Annotated in this window: 8 protein-coding genes and 2 pseudogenes; 1 reads left to right on the top strand and 9 read right to left on the bottom strand. The window is 44.5% G+C overall.

Annotated elements, in window-relative coordinates:
• From BMW86_RS12720 to BMW86_RS33335, 8 genes and pseudogenes are all read right to left on the bottom strand, one after another.
• Positions 1-2,445 carry an FtsX-like permease family protein gene (locus BMW86_RS12720; RefSeq protein ID WP_089782136.1) on the bottom strand — a complete coding sequence of 815 codons (2,445 nt, stop codon included), beginning with the start codon at positions 2,443-2,445 and terminating at the stop codon, positions 1-3.
• A gap of 405 nt (positions 2,446-2,850) precedes the next feature.
• On the bottom strand, positions 2,851-8,922 hold the full coding sequence (locus BMW86_RS12715) for an alpha-2-macroglobulin family protein (protein ID WP_089782135.1): 6,072 nt from the start codon (positions 8,920-8,922) through the stop codon (positions 2,851-2,853).
• A gap of 234 nt (positions 8,923-9,156) precedes the next feature.
• Positions 9,157-10,038 carry a succinate--CoA ligase subunit alpha gene (sucD, locus tag BMW86_RS12710; RefSeq protein WP_089782134.1) on the bottom strand — a complete coding sequence of 294 codons (882 nt, stop codon included), beginning with the start codon at positions 10,036-10,038 and terminating at the stop codon, positions 9,157-9,159.
• Positions 10,039-10,235: 197 nt separating this feature from the next.
• Positions 10,236-11,039: an ABC transporter ATP-binding protein gene (locus tag BMW86_RS12705; protein ID WP_089782133.1), complete on the bottom strand. Its 804-nt coding sequence runs from the start codon at positions 11,037-11,039 to the stop codon at positions 10,236-10,238.
• Position 11,040: 1 nt separating this feature from the next.
• Positions 11,041-11,784, bottom strand: coding sequence for an MlaE family ABC transporter permease (locus BMW86_RS12700; protein WP_089782132.1), 744 nt, complete (start codon positions 11,782-11,784; stop codon positions 11,041-11,043).
• A gap of 31 nt (positions 11,785-11,815) precedes the next feature.
• Positions 11,816-12,847 carry a hypothetical protein gene (locus BMW86_RS12695; RefSeq protein ID WP_089782131.1) on the bottom strand — a complete coding sequence of 344 codons (1,032 nt, stop codon included), beginning with the start codon at positions 12,845-12,847 and terminating at the stop codon, positions 11,816-11,818.
• Positions 12,848-12,895: 48 nt separating this feature from the next.
• A pseudogene (locus tag BMW86_RS33340) lies at positions 12,896-13,894 on the bottom strand (phosphate acyltransferase); the annotation flags it as partial.
• Between the two features lie 117 nt (positions 13,895-14,011).
• Positions 14,012-15,196, bottom strand: a pseudogene (locus BMW86_RS33335) (malic enzyme-like NAD(P)-binding protein); the annotation flags it as partial.
• Between the two features lie 122 nt (positions 15,197-15,318).
• Here BMW86_RS33335 and BMW86_RS12685 point away from each other — a divergent pair.
• Positions 15,319-15,759, top strand: coding sequence for a DUF4293 domain-containing protein (locus BMW86_RS12685; RefSeq protein ID WP_089782129.1), 441 nt, complete (start codon positions 15,319-15,321; stop codon positions 15,757-15,759).
• Between the two features lie 36 nt (positions 15,760-15,795).
• On the opposite strand, the gene uvrA is transcribed toward BMW86_RS12685, so the two are convergent.
• On the bottom strand, positions 15,796-18,600 hold the full coding sequence (gene uvrA, locus BMW86_RS12680; protein WP_218149139.1) for an excinuclease ABC subunit UvrA: 2,805 nt from the start codon (positions 18,598-18,600) through the stop codon (positions 15,796-15,798).
• Positions 18,601-18,756: the final 156 nt, after the last annotated feature.

Here is an 18,756-nt window from a genome sequence, read left to right as displayed (position 1 = left end):
TTATTCTGTTTTCAGACTTTTAACAGGATTTGCCAGTGCTGCACTTATGGCTTTATATCCCACAGTCATCCAGGCGATGATGACGGATAATACAACAGACATCACAAAGATCCCCCAGCCCATGTTTGTATGATAATAGAAACCAGCGAGCCACTCCTGCATGAAATAATATCCCAGGGGTGCTGCTATCAGGAAAGCAATCCCTATTAAGATAGTAAATTCTCTTGAAAACATGTATACGATGCTTTGTACGGAAGCGCCTAATACTTTACGGATCCCTACCTCTTTAGTTTTCTGTACTGCCATGAATGAGATCAATCCGTATAAACCAAGACAGGAGATAAAGATGGCCAGGAATGCAAATACCTCGAAGAGTTTTGCAGTGATCCCTTCTATCTCGTAATACTGGCCAATCCTTTCATCCAGGAATGTACAGTCGTACAGATAAGTAGGAAATACGGACGTGAATACCTTTTGTACCTGGGGTAATGTAGTGTGCATTTTAGCAGGGTCCAGCCGCAACGCGATAAAACTGTACGTCCCGAAATAGGTGGTTAATACTAACGGTTCCACAGCAAAACGCAGGTTCCTGCTGTTAAAATCCTGCAATACCCCTACTACAGGATGTTTTATACCATCATCAAAAGCAATTGTTTTATCAAGGATCTCATTGACTGATTTTAATCCCAGTCTTTTCACCATTGTTTCATTCACTAATAATTCCCGGATCGTATCACTGGCGTATGGCATTCTGCCTGCAGCCAGACTTAACTGGAACGTTCTTAAATAGCCTGTATCAGCAAATTGCTGCATGGTTACAAAAGGCTGCTTCTCCGGATTGCTATCGAAAAAGAAAGTACTGGTAGATTCCCAGCCGGCGGAAGGAGCATCCATACATAAACTGGCGGCCGATACACCAGGTATCTGTGATAACTGCTGTTTCAGATTTTCATAGTGTGTTTTATAACTATTCTCACTGGGGAGACTTATTAAGATAACCGCTTCTTTTGTAAATCCCATAGGCTGGCTACGGAAATATGCCATCTGCTTTACCACCACCAGGGTACCTATTACCAGCAACTGGGCAATCACAAACTGCATCACCACCAATCCCCTACGCAATGAGATCCCCCCTATTGTACGGGCCGTAATCTTGCTTTTAATGGCCGCTACCGGGTTAAAACCGGATAAAACCATGGCTGGATAAGAACCGGCCAATAAGGTGATTAAAACGCCTGTAATGAGCAAATACAGGATAGTGGCCGGGGAATATAATAACTGCGGGGAAATCTCTTTCTGCATTAATGTACTGAGGGCCGGCAATGACACTGTAACTATCACACAGGCAAGTACCACAGCAACCCCAGTTATCAGGGCTGTTTCATTCAGGAACTGCCTAAGTAGCTGAGTACGGGTACTCCCCAATACTTTACGCACTCCTATTTCTTTCGCACGGCTTACTGACTGTGCAGTGGCCAGGTTGATGAAGTTAATGCAGGCTACCAGCAGCAGGAAGATACCGATAAGTCCTAATGAGTAAAGTTCCCGGTAGGTGAGACTGGCTTTACCGTAATGCGTAAAACGCTTATCCAGGTGCATTTCCTTCAGCGGCTGAAAAGCTAAGTGTATTTGTTTGGCTTTGGGCCCCTGTTCTTGCGGGTAATAATGGTTTACAAAACCAGGCATCTGCTGTTGCAGCTTGTTCATATCCTGTTTCGCAGACGCCAGCACAAAGCAGGAGCTGTTACTGTTTGTATGGCCCCAGGAAGATTTATCCAGCAGGTTGCTCCCATTCAGCTTCAGGAAGGTCACAAAGGAGCCTACCAGTCGTACGGGAACATCTGTATTGGCAGGAAGGTCTTTATACACTCCTACGATCTTTAAAGGGACCCTATATGACCATAACTGCACTGTTTTACCTATCGCATTACTATAACTGCCGAAAAAGGCTTCTGCCAGGCTTTTATCAATGACTACAGTGTTCAGATCTTTTAAGCCTTCGGCATTACCAACCAGCCAGGTATAATCAAATATTTTAAAGAGATGTGGCTCTGAGAAAAACAGCCCGTTTTTGACATTAAAACGTTTTTCATCGGCTAAGTCTTTTCCGGGTACATACACCTGGGCCGTTCCTATGTCCCAGAGGGCCGCGGCCTGTTCAATACCTGGAAAATCCTGTCTCAAGGTACTTGATAAAGGCACGGGGGCAGCAGCGTGTCTGGATTCCACTTCTCCATTGCTGACGTTAGTCACGGTGGTCACCACGCGGTAGATCCTGTTGGCATTGGTATGGTAGCTGTCATAACTCATTTCATTCCTGATGACGAGGAAGATCAGCAGACTGGCGGCAATACCGACTGCCAGTCCGGCAATATTCAGGAAGGAGAACGCCCGTTTTCTCCACAGGGAGCGGTAAGCAATCTTAAAATGGTTGTTATTAAACATGGTTGTAACAATAGATGAGCGTGATGACAAAAAGAATACCACGCATTAAATAGTTGATTATCATAAATATAAGAAGTTGACTGGGTGTTTTTTTGTTCGATTTTGAAGAGGAAGTGTACGTTTTTGAACAGGACTGTAAACTCTTATCAGAACTAAAACTCCCTTGAAATCCTATATCCCTTCATCACAGAAAGCTCATTCCTTCGGCACTCTTTCGTCATTCCTATATCGTTTGGATATAGGAATGCTAGTAGAATGATATAAGAGTGATATAGGAGTGACGAAGGAATGATGATAGAATGAGCCTTGAGAGAGTCTTTCAGGAAGTCAAAATAGCCTGGTTTAAAGCAATAAAAAAGGGGATCAGAACGAATTCTGATCCCCTTTGAGAAAAAAGTATATCGATTATTCTATCACTTTCACTCTGATTCCTTCACTATGTGCACTGAATTCAGGCGCATACATACATTGTGCAGTGCTGATACCATTACTGAAGTTACCCTGATGGGTGACAAACAAGGTATATTCAAATACATAGGTGCCTTTTGGCAAACGGCTGAAGAAGAAGTTGGTGGAAGCATCTTTTGTGCTTTCATAATAACTCACTCCATTCTGCCATTTACTACCGCTGATCACGTTCTCAGGTTCAAAGCAGGCAGCACGCATATCTTTCAGATGTACATACTCCATGTCCCTGTCTACTTTCATGGTCACCTGTACTTTCACTTTATCCCCTACCTTCAGTTCATTACCTTCCTGGATAGCAGTCAGTAAAGGACCATTAGCCGTATTCTTCTGAATGAACAGGCGTTTTTGCAGGGTGAGCGGTGTAGCTGCAGATGTTATTTTGTCCAGCTGTTCGAAATACTGCCAGTAGATAGCGCCCCAGGCCGGCTGTCCGTGACTGCCTTCCAGTTTCACTTCTATCTTACCCATATCAGGTTTTACTTCGTGTCCTTCAAAACGTTTTTTGAAGTAACCGGTACCTGCTTCTGTTTTTTCAGTAGCAGAGCTGATAGTGGTATTACCGATCTGAATGTTTACCTGCGGAGTAGCAGATAACCAGTTGCTGCTACCTAATAACATCGCATAACAAGCGTCGGCAGTTGCCTTGGTTGTATGCCAGTTATTCGTTTGTTTGTTTTTGAGCAACCATGTTTTCATGTCACTGACAGCGGCAGTATCATGTGTAACATCTTCAAATGCTTCTATGAGGATAGCCTGTGTTTCTATAGGCGCTTCGTACCACCAGTAACCAGCACGTACATCTTTCCAGAACATCCCCATTTCTTCATTCACTATCGCATTTTCTTTCAGCGAGCGGATAATTGCTTTTGCAGTTGTTGCGTCACCGCTTCTCTGTAAGGCCAATGCCAGCATAGCCTGGGTATATTTGCCCTGTTTCAGCCAGTATTGCTTCGCCTGTGAGAGATAGTATTTGTAAGACTCTGCGTATGCTTTAGCAACAGGTTTTTCCGGGAACAGGCTGCGTACATATAAATAATGCGCTTCCAGGTAACCGAGATGCTGTTCCTTGAGGTTTGCTTTGCTTTGTTTCAGGTATTGATAACGTTTTTCTATTTCTTTCTCTACATAAGCCATACCCTTGTCTACGATTCTTTGCGTGGCTTCTTTATCCATTACACCTATATGCTGTAAACGACCGATACCAGCCAGGATGTATTGTGTGATGTACTGATCTTCCCACATACCGGTGAACCATGGGAAAGCACCGGAAGGCAGTTGTTTCTGCTCTAACTGACTGATTGCTTTGTTCTGTTCTCCGCTCATACGTTGCAGATCGAATAACAGCCCGATACGCTGTTTCTGTTCTGCTTCATTCTTTGCTTCCATTACCCATGGCGTTTCCTGTAACAGCACAGATTTCAGCTCTTCATTCTTTTGCAGATTACTTTGCAGCGCGGCCGTATCCGTTGTTTTCCATTTCTCAAACATATTCTTTATACCGGGTAATGTATTGGCAATATGTGATGCCAGCGCATTTGCATAAAAACGGTTGAAGACCTGTTCAGAACATTCATACGGATATTCCATCAGATATGGTAATGCCTGCACAGCATACCACGCAGGATTGCCGGAGAACTCAACGGTTAACGCATGTTGTTGTAATGTTTCTGAGGTATCACTGCTTAACAGTTTAGGCATTGTAAAGGAACGGATACCATCACCACGCATTGCCAGCGGCAATGTTTCTGTTACCAGCATGGTGTTGGTAAGGACCGGTAATGCATTCTCTTCACCATCACTGAACTTTCCTGCCTGTGCTACTACGCGGTATAACAGAGAACTACCAAAGTTGAAAGGAATCTGTACCGGGAAATTCACCGCGGTGCTTTGTCCCTTCTCTACGGTGAAGTGCTGCACCGGGAAGACATTCTGGAACCAGCCATCTACAGGTTTCATAGTAGTGGCATCCAGTAATTCCAGTCGGGCTTCTCCTGTTAATGCGCTGTCTGCGAGGTTGCTTATTTTGGCAGAGAAGTCTATCTTATCACCTTCGCGCATGAAGCGTGGTGCATTGGGTTGCACCATCAGTGGTTTTTGTGTAACAATACTGGCGCTTACCTGGCCGAAAGAGACGGTTTTAGTATGTGCCAGTCCTATGAAGTTCCACTTTGTTAATGCTTCAGGTACGGTGAATTCAAAACTGATGTTACCGTCTTTATCTGTATGTAAGTCTGGTAGGAAGAATGCCAGTTCGCTGAGGTTCGTACGTGGTTGTACTTTCTCTGCTGGTTGTGCATTTGCCGGTGCAGCCGGTTTCTGAGGTTCGCCAGCTACTACACTTTCCTGCAGAGCAGCCGGAGCAGCTTTCGCCATATCCATAGAAACCTGTCCCTGGAAAGTTGATGGGGCAGGTGCCATTGCCATCATTCGTGGTTCTGCGTTATCACTACTTTCTTTTTTCAGCTTGCTCATCCCTCTGATCTGAAGACGTCCACCACCTGGTCTTGCATAATCCATGAACCAGTTTAAGGCATCGTATGAGAATCCTTTCTCGTTAGGAATATCCGGAGATATAATCTTCTGCCAGTTAGTAGAGGCAATTTCCCTGAAGTTTACAGCACCACTCCACTGGTTATAGGTATATAAAGAAGGATACAAACCTGGTGTTTCCCAGCTATGTCTACGGAAAGCATCCAGTGATGCATCGTACATGGTTGCTACCATTTCAGCAGCTACCTGTGCGCCTTTATATCCTTTAATATTTACCTGCCATTTTTCTTTTTCACCAGGTAATAGTTTATCACGGTGTGTAGCTAATGTGATATCCAGTTCTTTATTTGTCCAGGGAACCAGTACTGTTTTACTGGAAGTAAACACACGGTTATCCTTTACAAATACGTACTGAAATCCTACATTTCCCCTGTCTTCTTCTGTAGCTGTATAAGCCCTGTTCTCTATTTTTGCATCTATAGTAAATGTGCTGAATACTTCTTTCTTATCTACTTTCTCAAAGATCTGTAATACCTGTATATCCTTTGCTGCTGTACCAAACAACATCTGTTCAGTTTCTCCCGGCTCTATCTTCATCTTATCTTCATACTGCCATAAATAAGTCGGATAAGATACTGTTTTCGCCGTTGGGTCTATCAGTTCAAATGTTGTTTTCTGTATTACGGGTACTCCATATTTATCTACTGTACTTACTTCCAGTTCATACCAACCTGCGGGCAGTTTTTTTGTATCCAGCGCAATGGTACTGTCTGCCTTTGTTTCTACCTGTTTGGTAACAGTAACAGCACCACGTACCCAGTTCTCAGTTTTGTCTTCATCTTTATAAATATCTACCGGGAAGTCTTTGATATAATCCGCCTGCGGAATCACAAACTGGTCTGGCATATTCCAGTAACGCGTGCGTAATAAGCGACCAGGATGCTGTAATGGTTTTACAGCCAGGGTTATTTTAGCAGGTTCAAAATTACCGTTTAAATTTTGTGTGGTAACAGACAGTGATTTCAGCTCTTCCTGTAAGAGAGGACTTGGTATATTCACTGAAATCTCAAGCGACTGATACCCTACACTTACGCTTTGATTACCACTATGTGTTTCACCGTTGATGTCTGTAATATCTGCCTGTACGGTATAAGTAAAGATAGGCTTCAATGCCGTGTCTATACTTAACTCCGGTAAGGCAGGGAAGGTAACATTAAATGTACCATCCGGCAGCGTTGTTGTTTCCCCCTGTGTGATCTCACGGGAAGGAACATTATAGAACGGACGTTTCCACATCAGCCATGGATAAGGGAAACGGGCCATTCTCGTAACACGGTATTTTACTTTTGCACCGTCAATATTATTTCCGGCATAAGCCAGTGCTTTACCATTTACTGTAACGGAGTCCCCTAAACGGTAAGTGCCTTTTACCTTATCAAATTCCACATAGAATTTAGGTCGTTTGTATTCTTCCACAGAGAAAGAAATACTACCGGCTCCTCCATCTTCTTCTATTCTAAAATCTCCATTCAGGCGATTTGTAGGTAAGGTGAATTTACCCGAGTATGTACCATATTCGTTAGAGGTCAATTCTATTGAATCTACGTCATCTCCGTTTACATCGTGCAGGTATAACATTGTTTTGTAAGCGGCCAATACACGGCTTTTAATGGCCGGACTACCTTTCTTTACAACGATACCTTTGAAGTACACTGTTTGTCCGGGGCGATAAATAGCCCTGTCTGTAAACAGGAATGTTGTATGAGGAGTGGTATCCTCTTTATACCTGGTGTAGTTATAGATGTATTTGTAATCATCCGGGAACAGGTCGTCTTTCCCATTAATCCATTGCAGTCTTACGTTTGTATTGTTCTTCAGTTTCTTCATCCGCAGTGATCCGTCTTTCCCGGAAAGATCAGTTGAGACGAGTTTCAACTCATCCTCACCGGAATTAGCATTTCTTACATTCTGCCATACATTCAATTTAACATCAGGCATTGGTTTACCTGTCTGCCTGTGTAAAACGTAATAGAGATCTGGTTCACCTTCATTGTCATCCCGGCTGATATAACTGATCTCAGATACATGGATGAACTGTGCAGCCAGCAGGTTTTCTTTAATAGAGAACTGAGGGTTTGTACTGGCCAGGATCATGTACTGGCCTATCGGTAATGCATTTATTTTAATCTCAGTAGTATGCTTACGGTAATCTTCTGATCCTGTTAAAGATTGTTCCCATGCTTTTGTTACGGGCCTTTCTGTTGCCAGTCGCCAGTAGGCTTCATTATCAACATAAGCGTTCTGGGATGCTTTGTATAATGCCTGACGGAAATCTTCGTCGATACGGGCAACACGCAGGTAAATCTTATTCAGATTACTATAACTAACCAGCGTACGGAAAGGCAAATCCGGTATATTCACCAGTTCTGTTTCCAGCCTTAACTCTTTGCTTTTAATCTGTTCCAATAAACGGGCAGCCTCTATACCTCCACGAGAGGATGGCGCCTGTTTGATAGCTTTATCACACAGCGTTTTTGCTGTTATATAAGCATCTTTGTCGGGTAAACCGTAGTAGTATTGTGCCAGCAGATAGGTGGCTTGCGTGCCTTCTGCTTCGCCAGCATATGTCACTTCCATTTCTTTCAGGAGTTTCACATACAGCACTGTTTTATCAGGCATCACACTTACCTGGTTCATGTACGTCACTCTTTCCAGGTCTACATCCAGAAGTGCCGCTTTGCTGTCTTTCTCATGGAAACGCAGGAGTTCCTGTAATATTAACAGGGCTTTGTATTGTAAGGAGACATCATCAGTACTAATGAAATGATGTGTTGCAAATGTCTTCGCCGGTGCAAATGCAGCGGGGTCCGTCAGTTCGAACTGGTTAGCCGGGCGGGTGGCATTCGCCTCTCCTGTTTTGAAATAGTCCAGGGCACGGTGTGCCAGCAGGTCATATAATGTAGGGCGTAATTGCCGGGAGTTCTCTCCTTTGTTTATGATTGGATCGTAGGTAGCAATATTCACCTTTTGCAGATCAGCGCTTTTTTCTAAAGAAGCCAGATAGGCCGCAGCGATTTCTTTGTTCAGGCGGTCGAGGCTCCAGGCGGTGATGTCTGTAGTGGTATCGTTTTCCACGGCGGTACGACGGTACAGCATATATCTGTTCTGCTGCAGGTAGCTCCAGATCAGTTCTCCTTTTATGCTCAGTAAAATGGCTTTTATGGAGCCATCGAACTGTGCGATATGGGTATCCACCTCATGAAGGTCTTTCATGGCAGAATACTCTTCAACGATATTCATGTATTTAATACGGTAGATCAGTGCTTTCAGCAATTGCACATCCTGTTTTTGTTGCAGGGCTTGTGTATAGATACTGTTCACTTCTTCCAATGCCGACTTTGGCAATCCTTTTTTGTCAAAAGCTTCTACTTTTTCCCAGTGGGTATCATAGTTAAATTGGGCCATAGCGGTAGTACTGATAACTGTTAAAAAAATCAATAATGAGAAAATGAGGCGCATACAGACGGCGTTTAAGGTTTGTATTATTCAGAGGATGCAGAATTTCAGGGTATTCCACAATGACAGGGCATAAAAGTCAAGAAAATTAATTTCAGGGCAAAAAAATCCTTCCCGGATAATATGGGCGAAGGAGGTAGCTGGCTACCTGTTACCGATGTAGCTGGCAAAAAAAATCCTCCTCCGTTGATTCCGGAGGAGGACTATCTATATCATTAACTGATTGATTAGCAAATACTATGCTTTCACAGCCTTCAGTACATCAGCCATAGTCTGGCCAATATTTGCAGGGCTTGCTACTACATGGATACCGCATTCTGCCATGATTTTCATCTTAGCAGCAGCAGTGTCATCAGCTCCACCTACGATAGCACCGGCATGACCCATACGACGGCCCGGAGGCGCTGTCTGGCCAGCGATGAAGCCTACTACAGGTTTAGTACCGTTTTTCTTGATCCACAGCGCAGCTTCTGCTTCCATGCTACCACCGATCTCACCGATCATGATGATACCTACGGTTTCAGGATCGTTCATCAGCAGTTCTACCGCTTCTTTGGTAGGCGTACCGATGATTGGGTCTCCGCCGATACCGATAGCGGTAGAAACACCCAGACCAGCTTTAACTACCTGATCAGCAGCTTCATATGTTAAAGTACCGGATTTAGATACGATACCAATGTTACCTTTTTTGAATATAAAACCAGGCATGATACCTACTTTCGCTTCTTCTGCAGTGATTACACCAGGGCAGTTTGGTCCGATCAGGCGGGATTTACGGCCTAACAGGAAGTTTTTAGCCCTGATCATATCCTGTACAGGAATACCTTCTGTGATACAGATGATCAGTTCAATACCTGCTTCTGCTGCTTCCATGATCGCATCTGCTGCGAACCCTGGTGGAACGAAAATGATAGATACATTGGCTGCAGTGGCTTTTACAGCATCGTCTACTGTATTAAATACCGGCCTGTCCAGGTGCTTGCTTCCGCCTTTTCCCGGTGTAACACCGCCTACTACCTGTGTACCATATTCGATCATCTGTGTGGCATGGAACGTACCTTCTGTACCGGTAAAGCCCTGTACAATCACTTTGCTATGCTTATTAACTAAAACACTCATCGCGCTTGGTTTATTGTTTTATAATGATATCGGCAAAATTAAAGTCCTATTCTTAAATTCCCAATCTTTTCCTTGGTGCTTGATTATTGGATAATTTTTTGATAGTGCTTCGCACTATCAAAAAATTGGAGGCCGTCTTGCAGGGCTTCGCCCTGCACCCGGTACCCTGCACGAGCGCGGAGTACCCGGAAATCAAACTAGTCTTTTTTCAGCTTATCCCGCCAGTCTTTCTGCTGGAACATTTCCATTTGCCGAATTTCCTTGGCTTCCCTTAAGAAGTCGGACGCAAATATAAAATCATTCAGTTTCTCATCCTTGCTAAAAATAATATCCTTGTTACTTCCTTCCCATTGTTTACGTCCCTGGTACATATATACGATATGATCCCCGCTTTCCATTACGGTGTTCATATCATGAGTATTGATAACCGTGGTAATGTTGTATTCTTTGGTAATATCCTTGATGAGCTTATCTATAAGCAGGGAAGTCTGGGGGTCCAGACCGGAGTTTGGCTCATCACAGAACAGGTATTTGGGGTTGAGGACGATAGCCCTGGCGATACCTACCCTTTTTTTCATCCCCCCGCTTATTTCAGCCGGGAACTTCTTGGCGGCATCTTTCAGTTGCACTCTTTCCAGGCATTCCATTACCCGCTTCTTCTTATCCCTTAATGAGCCGGAACCGAACATATCGAGCGGGAACATTACATTTTGCTCTACGGTCATACTGTCGAACAGGGCAGATCCCTGGAACAGCATACCTATTTCGCGACGAATCTCTTTACGGTCTTTTTCTTCCATCCCGGTGAAATCCTGCCCTTCGTAAAGGATCTTACCATTATCCACTTCCATCAGGCCTACCATACACTTCATCATCACGGTTTTGCCACTACCGCTGGAGCCTATGATGAGGTTCACTTTGCCGGTTTCCATCACTGCCGAAACTTCCGGCAGAATCACCTTATCTCCAAAACTCTTCTTTATATTAACCAACTCGATCATACTATAATAAGATTGCTGCCAGCAAATAGTCCATGAATAATATCAGTACGCAGGTAACAACTACCGCTGCAGTACTTGCCTTACCTATTTCCAGCGCTCCCCCCTGTACGTTATATCCGTAGTAGGATGGGACGGTAGAGATGATAAAGGCAAAAACAAAGGATTTGAATAAGGCAAAGAATATATTATATGCTTTAAATTCCTGTCTTAAACCCTGCATAAATTCTTCATGGGAAAGGATGTTGGCCAAAGAACCCGCTTCCAGTCCACCCCAGATACCCAGGAAACCTGCGATAGCAATTAAGCAGGGGATCATGATAAGCGAAGCAAGGATTTTAGGACCGATGAGATATCCTTTTGTATTGATACCCATGATCTCCAGGGCATCGATCTGCTCGGATACCCGCATATTACCCAGTTCTGAAGCTATCTTGGAACCTACCACACCCGCCAGTACGATACAGGTGAGCGTTGGCGCAAATTCCAGGATGATAGTATCTCTCACAACCTGTGCTATTGTAGCTTTGGGGATGATCGGACTTACCAGCTGGTAAGAGATCTGCAAAGTGGTTACCCCTCCCATAAAAATGGAGATAATCAATACTATCCCCAACGAACCAATGCCTATATCAACGCACTGAAGCATAAACTCCTTCCAGTACATCTTCATGTTTTCCGGTCTGGAAAACATTCCTTTGAGCATAAGCAGGTAACTTCCGAAATGATGAAAGAATCTAAACTCCATAACTGGCCAAAGATAGTGGAAAATGTTATAATCATCTCAGGCTCCTGACGAGAAGACGCTTCAAACTGCGTTCTATGATCTCCCCCATTGTTTTACAGCGTGAAAATACGGAGTCTCCATAGTACTCGGCCAGCTCATGGCCCAACTGGGATATTTTTTCGGGGAAAGAGACATTGTCTTTCATTATTACATCCCGTAAATCTTTGATCCTGTGGCGTTGGGCTTTTATCCTCCTGGCTATCAGTGATCTTTCTTCCTGCTGGTATTGTTTTACTACTTCGGCATTGAGGTGTTTCATGGCCAGTTCCACGAATACACGGTTTTCTTTGAAGAACTGCGGCATGTAGAGCGTGCGTTTGCCCTCATAGAATTGCTGGTCGAAGTCGATGGCCCTTATCCTGAACTGCACATCGTCGAAGTCCGGAGTAATGTCAAATACGAAATTATAGGAACGCATATCGCCCAGCAGGCGTACAAAACAGCGCTCATTGAACTTTACAAACTCTTTGGCTATACGTTTTGGATTGAATTCCGGGCGGTTCAGGTAATGTGCCGCGAACTGGTCTCCGGGTACACCGGCGATATGTTCTTCTACCAGCGTGTTCCCATCTACCATGAAATTCATCCAGTAGGGGGATAAAATATGTTCCAGTTCCAGTCCGTAGATGCGGGAAGCGTCGGCAATCTTAATATAAAAATAATCATACACCTCATTGTAGGTGTTCACGATTTTTATGCGGAAGGGGTGAGAATTCCCGAATGTGCAGATATCTATGCGTTCTATGCTTAAATGCTCTTCAGCCGCCTGGTCTCCTCCTGCTTTCATGATAGAATAGATTCTTTTCAGGCCGGCCTGTAACTGGCCTATCATGCTCTGGGGGTAGAATACAGATTCCCAGAGGGTATCTTTCCCGTCTTTGTCATATACAGGAATGCTGTTATCATAATAACGGAGTTCCTCGTATGATACAGGCAGCGGCACTTCTCTCTCATATAGTTTGAGATATCCCCTGAAACTGGGATTGAGCGGGAAGAATGCTTTCTTTTTGGAGATGTGCTGCATGACTCAAATATACAAGCTCCTGACGTGGTGTACGCCAGGAGCTTGTTTTTATTTCTTCTTAGCAGGTACTTTTTCTTCGCAGCATTTATGCTGTGCATCTACTACAGCAATGTTTACCATGTTCACGATCTGACGCACTGTACTACCTAATTGCAGGATATGTACCGGTTTCTTCATACCTAACAGGATGGGGCCTATGGCATCAAAACCCGCTACTTCCTGTAACAGGTTATACGCCACATTACCCGCTGTAAGATTAGGGAAGATAAGGGTGTTCACTTCCTGGTCTATCAGCTCACTGAAAGGATAACTATCCTTCAGGATTTCTTTGTTGAATGCCATTGCTGCCTGGATTTCACCATCAACAATCAGGGTAGGATCTTTCTTCTTCACTATTTCACGGGCCTTGCTTACCAGCTGTGCTTCCGGTGTACCACTGGAACCAAAGTTGGAATAAGATACCATGGCTATACGGGGAACGATATTGAACTGTCTTACTTCATTTGCTACCAGCAATGTGATATCTGCCAGTTCCTCCGCAGTAGGATTAAAGTTCACTGTTGTATCTGCGAGGAATAACGGGCCACGTTTGGTGTTGATGATATACATACCAGCCACACGTTTCGCATTCTCTTCCATACCTATCACCTGTAATGCAGGACGGATAGTATCCGGATAGTTACGGGTAAGACCGGAGATCAGCGCATCTGCTTCACCGGTTTCCACCATCATACAGCCAAAGTAGTTACGCTCACGCATTACTTTCTTTGCTTCGTACAGGTTAAACCCTTTACGCTGACGCTTTTCAAAGAATAACTGTCCGAATTCATGGCGTTTATCATGCATTTCATCGCTCTTAGGATCGATGATTACAGTATCTTCTAATTCAATACCATTTTCTGCTGCCAGTTGCCTGATTTTGAGTTCATTACCCAACAGGATCGGATAGGCGATACCTTCATCTCTCACAACCTGAGAGGCTTTCAGCACCTTCAGGTTATCTGCTTCTGCAAATACCACCTTACGTGGGTCCTGACGTGCTTTGGTACCAATTACACGGAATAACTGGTTATCCAGTCCAAGACGTTTGTTCAGTACTTCTACATAATCGTCCCAGTTGGTGATAGGGAATTGTGCCACACCGCTATCCATGGCCGCTTTAGCTACTGCAGGAGCAACATGGCTTAATAAGCGCGGGTCCAGTGGTTTTGGGATGATATATTTCGGACTGAAAAAGAGGTTCTTTTCATTGTAGGCCAGGTTCACGATATCCGGTACCGGCTCTTTGGCCAGTTCTGCCAGGGCATGTACTGCGGCCAGTTTCATTTCTTCATTGATCTGGGTAGCGCGTACGTCCAATGCTCCGCGAAAGATGTAAGGGAATCCCAGTACATTGTTCACCTGGTTAGGATGATCTGAACGGCCGGTAGCCATGATCACATCCGGGCGGGAGCCTATGGCCAGGTCGTAAGCAATCTCCGGATCAGGGTTTGCCATCGCAAATACGATAGGGTTCTTGGCCATGCCTTTGATCATTTCCGGCGTTACCACGTTTCCTACGGAAAGTCCTACGAATACGTCTGCACCTTTCATTGCCTCTGCCAGGTCCTTTACTTTAGAAGTAGTAGCGAACTGTTTGTGCATATCTGTAAGATCTGTACGGCTGGTATTCAGCACGCCATTCTTATCAAACATTACGAAGTTTTCCAGCTTTGCACCTAATGACACGTACAGCTTTGCACAAGCCATGGCAGCAGCACCAGCTCCATTGATAACTATCTTTACTTTCTCTATTTTCTTCTTTACCAGTTCCAGGGCATTGAGCAATGCAGCGCTGGAGATGATGGCCGTACCATGCTGATCATCATGCATGATAGGGATCTTCAGTTCTTTTTTCAGACGCTCTTCGATAGCAAAACATTCCGGGCTCTTGATATCTTCCAGGTTAATACCTCCGAAAGTAGGTTCCAGTGCTTTTACTACCTGTACAAACTCGTCTACATCCCTGGTATTCAGCTCTATATCAAATACATCTATATCTGCAAAGATCTTGAATAATACTGCCTTTCCTTCCATTACCGGTTTACCGGCTTCAGGACCAATGTCTCCCAGTCCCAGTACGGCGGTACCATTACTGATTACGGCTACCAGGTTACCTTTGGCAGTATATTTATATACATTTTCTACGTCTCTGTGAATTTCTTTACAGGGTTCAGCTACACCTGGAGAATAGGCGAGTGAAAGGTCCCATTGCGTTTTAGTGTTCTTTGTAGGTACAACTTCTATCTTTCCAGGCCGTCCCATAGCATGGTAATCCAATGCATCCTGCTTGTTCAGTTTTTTAGCCATAATTCAAATAAGATTGTTCTTGGGCGTGCAATATACGAAGTATTGCAGGAACAGGAAGTACCACGAAAGAGTAGGTTCACAATAATTACTTACTTTTATGGCGTTAAACCTGACTGTATAACATGATACAACGTATTCAAAGTCTTTATCTTTTATTAGCTGCTGCGGCTGGCGCAGCTACCTGGTTTTTTGAGATCTGGAAAGCTACATTGAGTGATAATGTAGTGAGCTATTTTAATGTACAATCCAGCTACCTGGTGTTTGTGCTTTATATGGTAATAGTGATGCTGGCATTGGTTTGCATCTTCCTTTTCAAGAAACGCAAAGTACAGTTCAGGTTAACCGTACTGAATATATTTTTGTCTATAGGCGCTATTGTGCTACAGTATTTTAAAGTGCTGGATTTTGCTAATGCGTTGCAGACAGGTGGTAAAACAATTACTTCTTCCAGTTATCTTCCGGCAGCATTTCTGCCAGTACTTATATTAGTATTCCTGTTTTTAGCGGCGAGAGGGATTTATAAAGATGAAAGGTTGATTAAGTCGCTGGATAGATTAAGATAATTTAAAAAGCCCCTGACGTTGTCAGGGGCTTTCTTTTTATAGGTATTTACCTGTGTAACTTTCTTTTACTTTTTTCAATCCTTCCGGTAAGCCTGCGTAAAGTAGTTTTCCGCCACCGGCACCGCCTTCAGGACCAAGGTCTATTACCCAATCAGCGCTTTTTATTACATCCATATTATGCTCGATGACCAGTACGGTATGCCCCTGTTCTATCAGTGCATTAAAGGATGCCAGTAGTTTTTTGATATCATGGAAGTGCAGACCGGTAGTAGGTTCATCAAAGATGAACATGATATGTCCCTGTGCCTTGCCTTTACCTAAGAAAGAGGCCAGCTTCACACGCTGTGCTTCACCACCACTAAGGGTATCACTGCTCTGACCCAGTTTGATGTAACCGAGGCCCACATCACTTAAAGGACGGATCTTGTTGCAGACATCTTTCTCTTCCTTAAAGAATTCCAGCGATTCTTCCACACTCATAGACAGTACATCATAGATGCTTTTGCCCTTATAGGTTACTTCCAGTACTTCTTCCTTGAAGCGTTTACCGCCGCAGGTTTCACATACCAGGTGTACATCTGCCAGGAACTGCATTTCTACAATCACTTCCCCTTCTCCTTTACAGGTATCGCAACGGCCACCATCCACGTTAAAAGAGAAATGTTTGGGCTGGAAGCCACGCATTTTGCTCATGGGTTGTTTGGAGTACAAGTCCCTGATCTCATCGTATGCTTTGATATAAGTAACCGGGTTGGAACGGGATGATTTACCAATAGGATTCTGGTCGATCATCTCCACCTGGGTGATATCATCCACTGCGCCTTTGAGTGCACGGTGCTGCCCTACTCTTTCTGCAAATTCCCCTTTCAGCTTCATCATAGCCGGGTAGAGGATTTGTTTAATGAGGGTAGTTTTACCGGAGCCGCTTACACCACTTACAACGGTGAGTACCTGTAAGGGGAAATCGACGTCGATATTTTTGAGGTTATTTTGCCTGCAGCCTTCCAGTGTAATGGCTTTTTTCCATTTACGGGTATTGGCAGGTGGTTCTATGGTCAGATGCCCGCTCAGGTATTTACCTGTAAGGCTTTTGCTGTCTTTTAGTATTTCCTGGTAGTTACCGGCAAAGATCACTTCTCCGCCGAGATGACTGGCCAGGGGCCCCATGTCTATAATATAATCTGCCTCTTCCATCATCTGTTCATCATGTTCTACTACTACGACTGTGTTGCCAAGGTCGCGCAGTTCTTTCATTACGCCGATGAGACGGTGTGTATCCCTGGCGTGCAGCCCTATACTGGGCTCGTCGAGGATATACATGGAGTTGGTGAGATTACTGCCAAGGGAGCGGGTGAGCTGGATACGCTGGCTTTCCCCACCACTTAATGTATTCGCCAGACGGTTGAGGGTTAAGTAACTAAGACCTACATCCAGCAGCGTTTTAAGGCGGTGGTGTATTTCTATCAGGATCCTTTTCCCTACCTGCTGATCGTATTCATTGAGCTGAAGGTTGGTGAACCAGTTATTCAGGTCTTCGATAGGCAACTCCACCAGGTTGGCGATATTGGTATCGTTGATCTTTATGTACAGCGCTTCTTTGCGGAGACGGCCACCATTACACTCCGGGCAAAGGGTACGTCCGCGGTAGCGGGACTGTAATACACGGTATTGTACTTTGTAGAGGTTCTGCTCTACCATTTTGAAGAACTCGTTGAGTCCGTAGAAGTGTTCGTTGCCTGTCCACAGTAGTTGCACCTGTTCATCTGTCAGATCGGTGATCGGTTTGTGAACGGGGAAGTTGAACTTACGGGCCACTTTGATGAGTGCGTCTTTGTATTCGCCCATCTTTTCCCCTCTCCAGGGAGCGATGGCCCCTTCAAATACGCTAAGGCGTTTGTCGGGAATCACGAGGTCTGCATCTATGCCTAATACCTGGCCAAATCCTTCACAGACAGGGCAGGCACCGTATGGATTATTGAAGGAGAACAGGTTAGGGACAGGTTCTTCGAATTGCAGTCCGTCCAGCTCAAAGCGGTTGGAGAAGTGTTTCATCTCTCCGCCATCTACTTCCACCAGGCAATCGCCTTCGCTTTCGTAGAAAGCTGTCTGTACACTGTCTGCGATGCGGTGCAGGTCGTCTTCTTCGAAGTCCTTTACCACCAGACGGTCTACCAGCAGGTAGGCATCTTTGCTTACAGCAGGTTTTTTCTCTTCCAGCAGTTCTTCTATACGCAGCAGTTTATCCTTTACGTATAAGCGGGTAAAGCCTTTCTGCATCAGGATCTGTAGTTCTTCCTTTACCTCACGTTTGGCGTGGCGGCGGAAGGTAACCAGCAGCTGTACTTTAGTAGCGGTAGGGAGTTTTTTGATAAAGTCCACCACATCACTGACCTCATGTTTTTTAACAAGTTGTCCGGATATGGGGGAGTATGTTTTGCCTATGCGGGCAAAGAGCAGGCGCAGGTAGTCGTAGATTTCTGTCATAGAGCCCACGGTAGAGCGTGGGGTACGGGTGATCACCTTTTGTTCTATAGCGATGGCCGGGCAGATGCCTTTAATATAATCTACGTCCGGTTTATTCATACGCATGAGGAACTGGCGGGCGTAGGAGCTAAGGCTCTCTGCGTACCTGCGTTGTCCTTCCGCATACAGCGTATCCATTGTTAATGATGACTTACCTGAACCAGACACCCCGGTTACTACAACCAGCTTATTCCGGGGGATGCCAACACTTACGTTTTTCAGGTTATGTACTCTTGCGCCTTTAATGAATATTTCATCCTTTGTGTTAACTGACTGATCGTCAGTTATTGCTTCCGTTTTCTTCACTTTAGTAGCCATTTTCCTCTAAAAGGTTTAGAATTCTTCCGTTAAATACCGAAAGTAAGGATATTCTCAGATAATTACATTTGTACTGAATCGATTACGCAGCAAAGCGGCTCCCCTGCCTCAATTACCTCATATTAAATCCTTACAAACGCATCTTGTTTTATTCAA

Origin of the sequence: Chitinophaga sp. YR573 (genome assembly GCF_900110995.1) — a bacterium.
Classification (GTDB): domain Bacteria; phylum Bacteroidota; class Bacteroidia; order Chitinophagales; family Chitinophagaceae; genus Chitinophaga.
The sequence above is the reverse complement of the archived record's forward strand: the minus strand, read 5'-3'. Positions and strand labels throughout refer to the sequence as shown.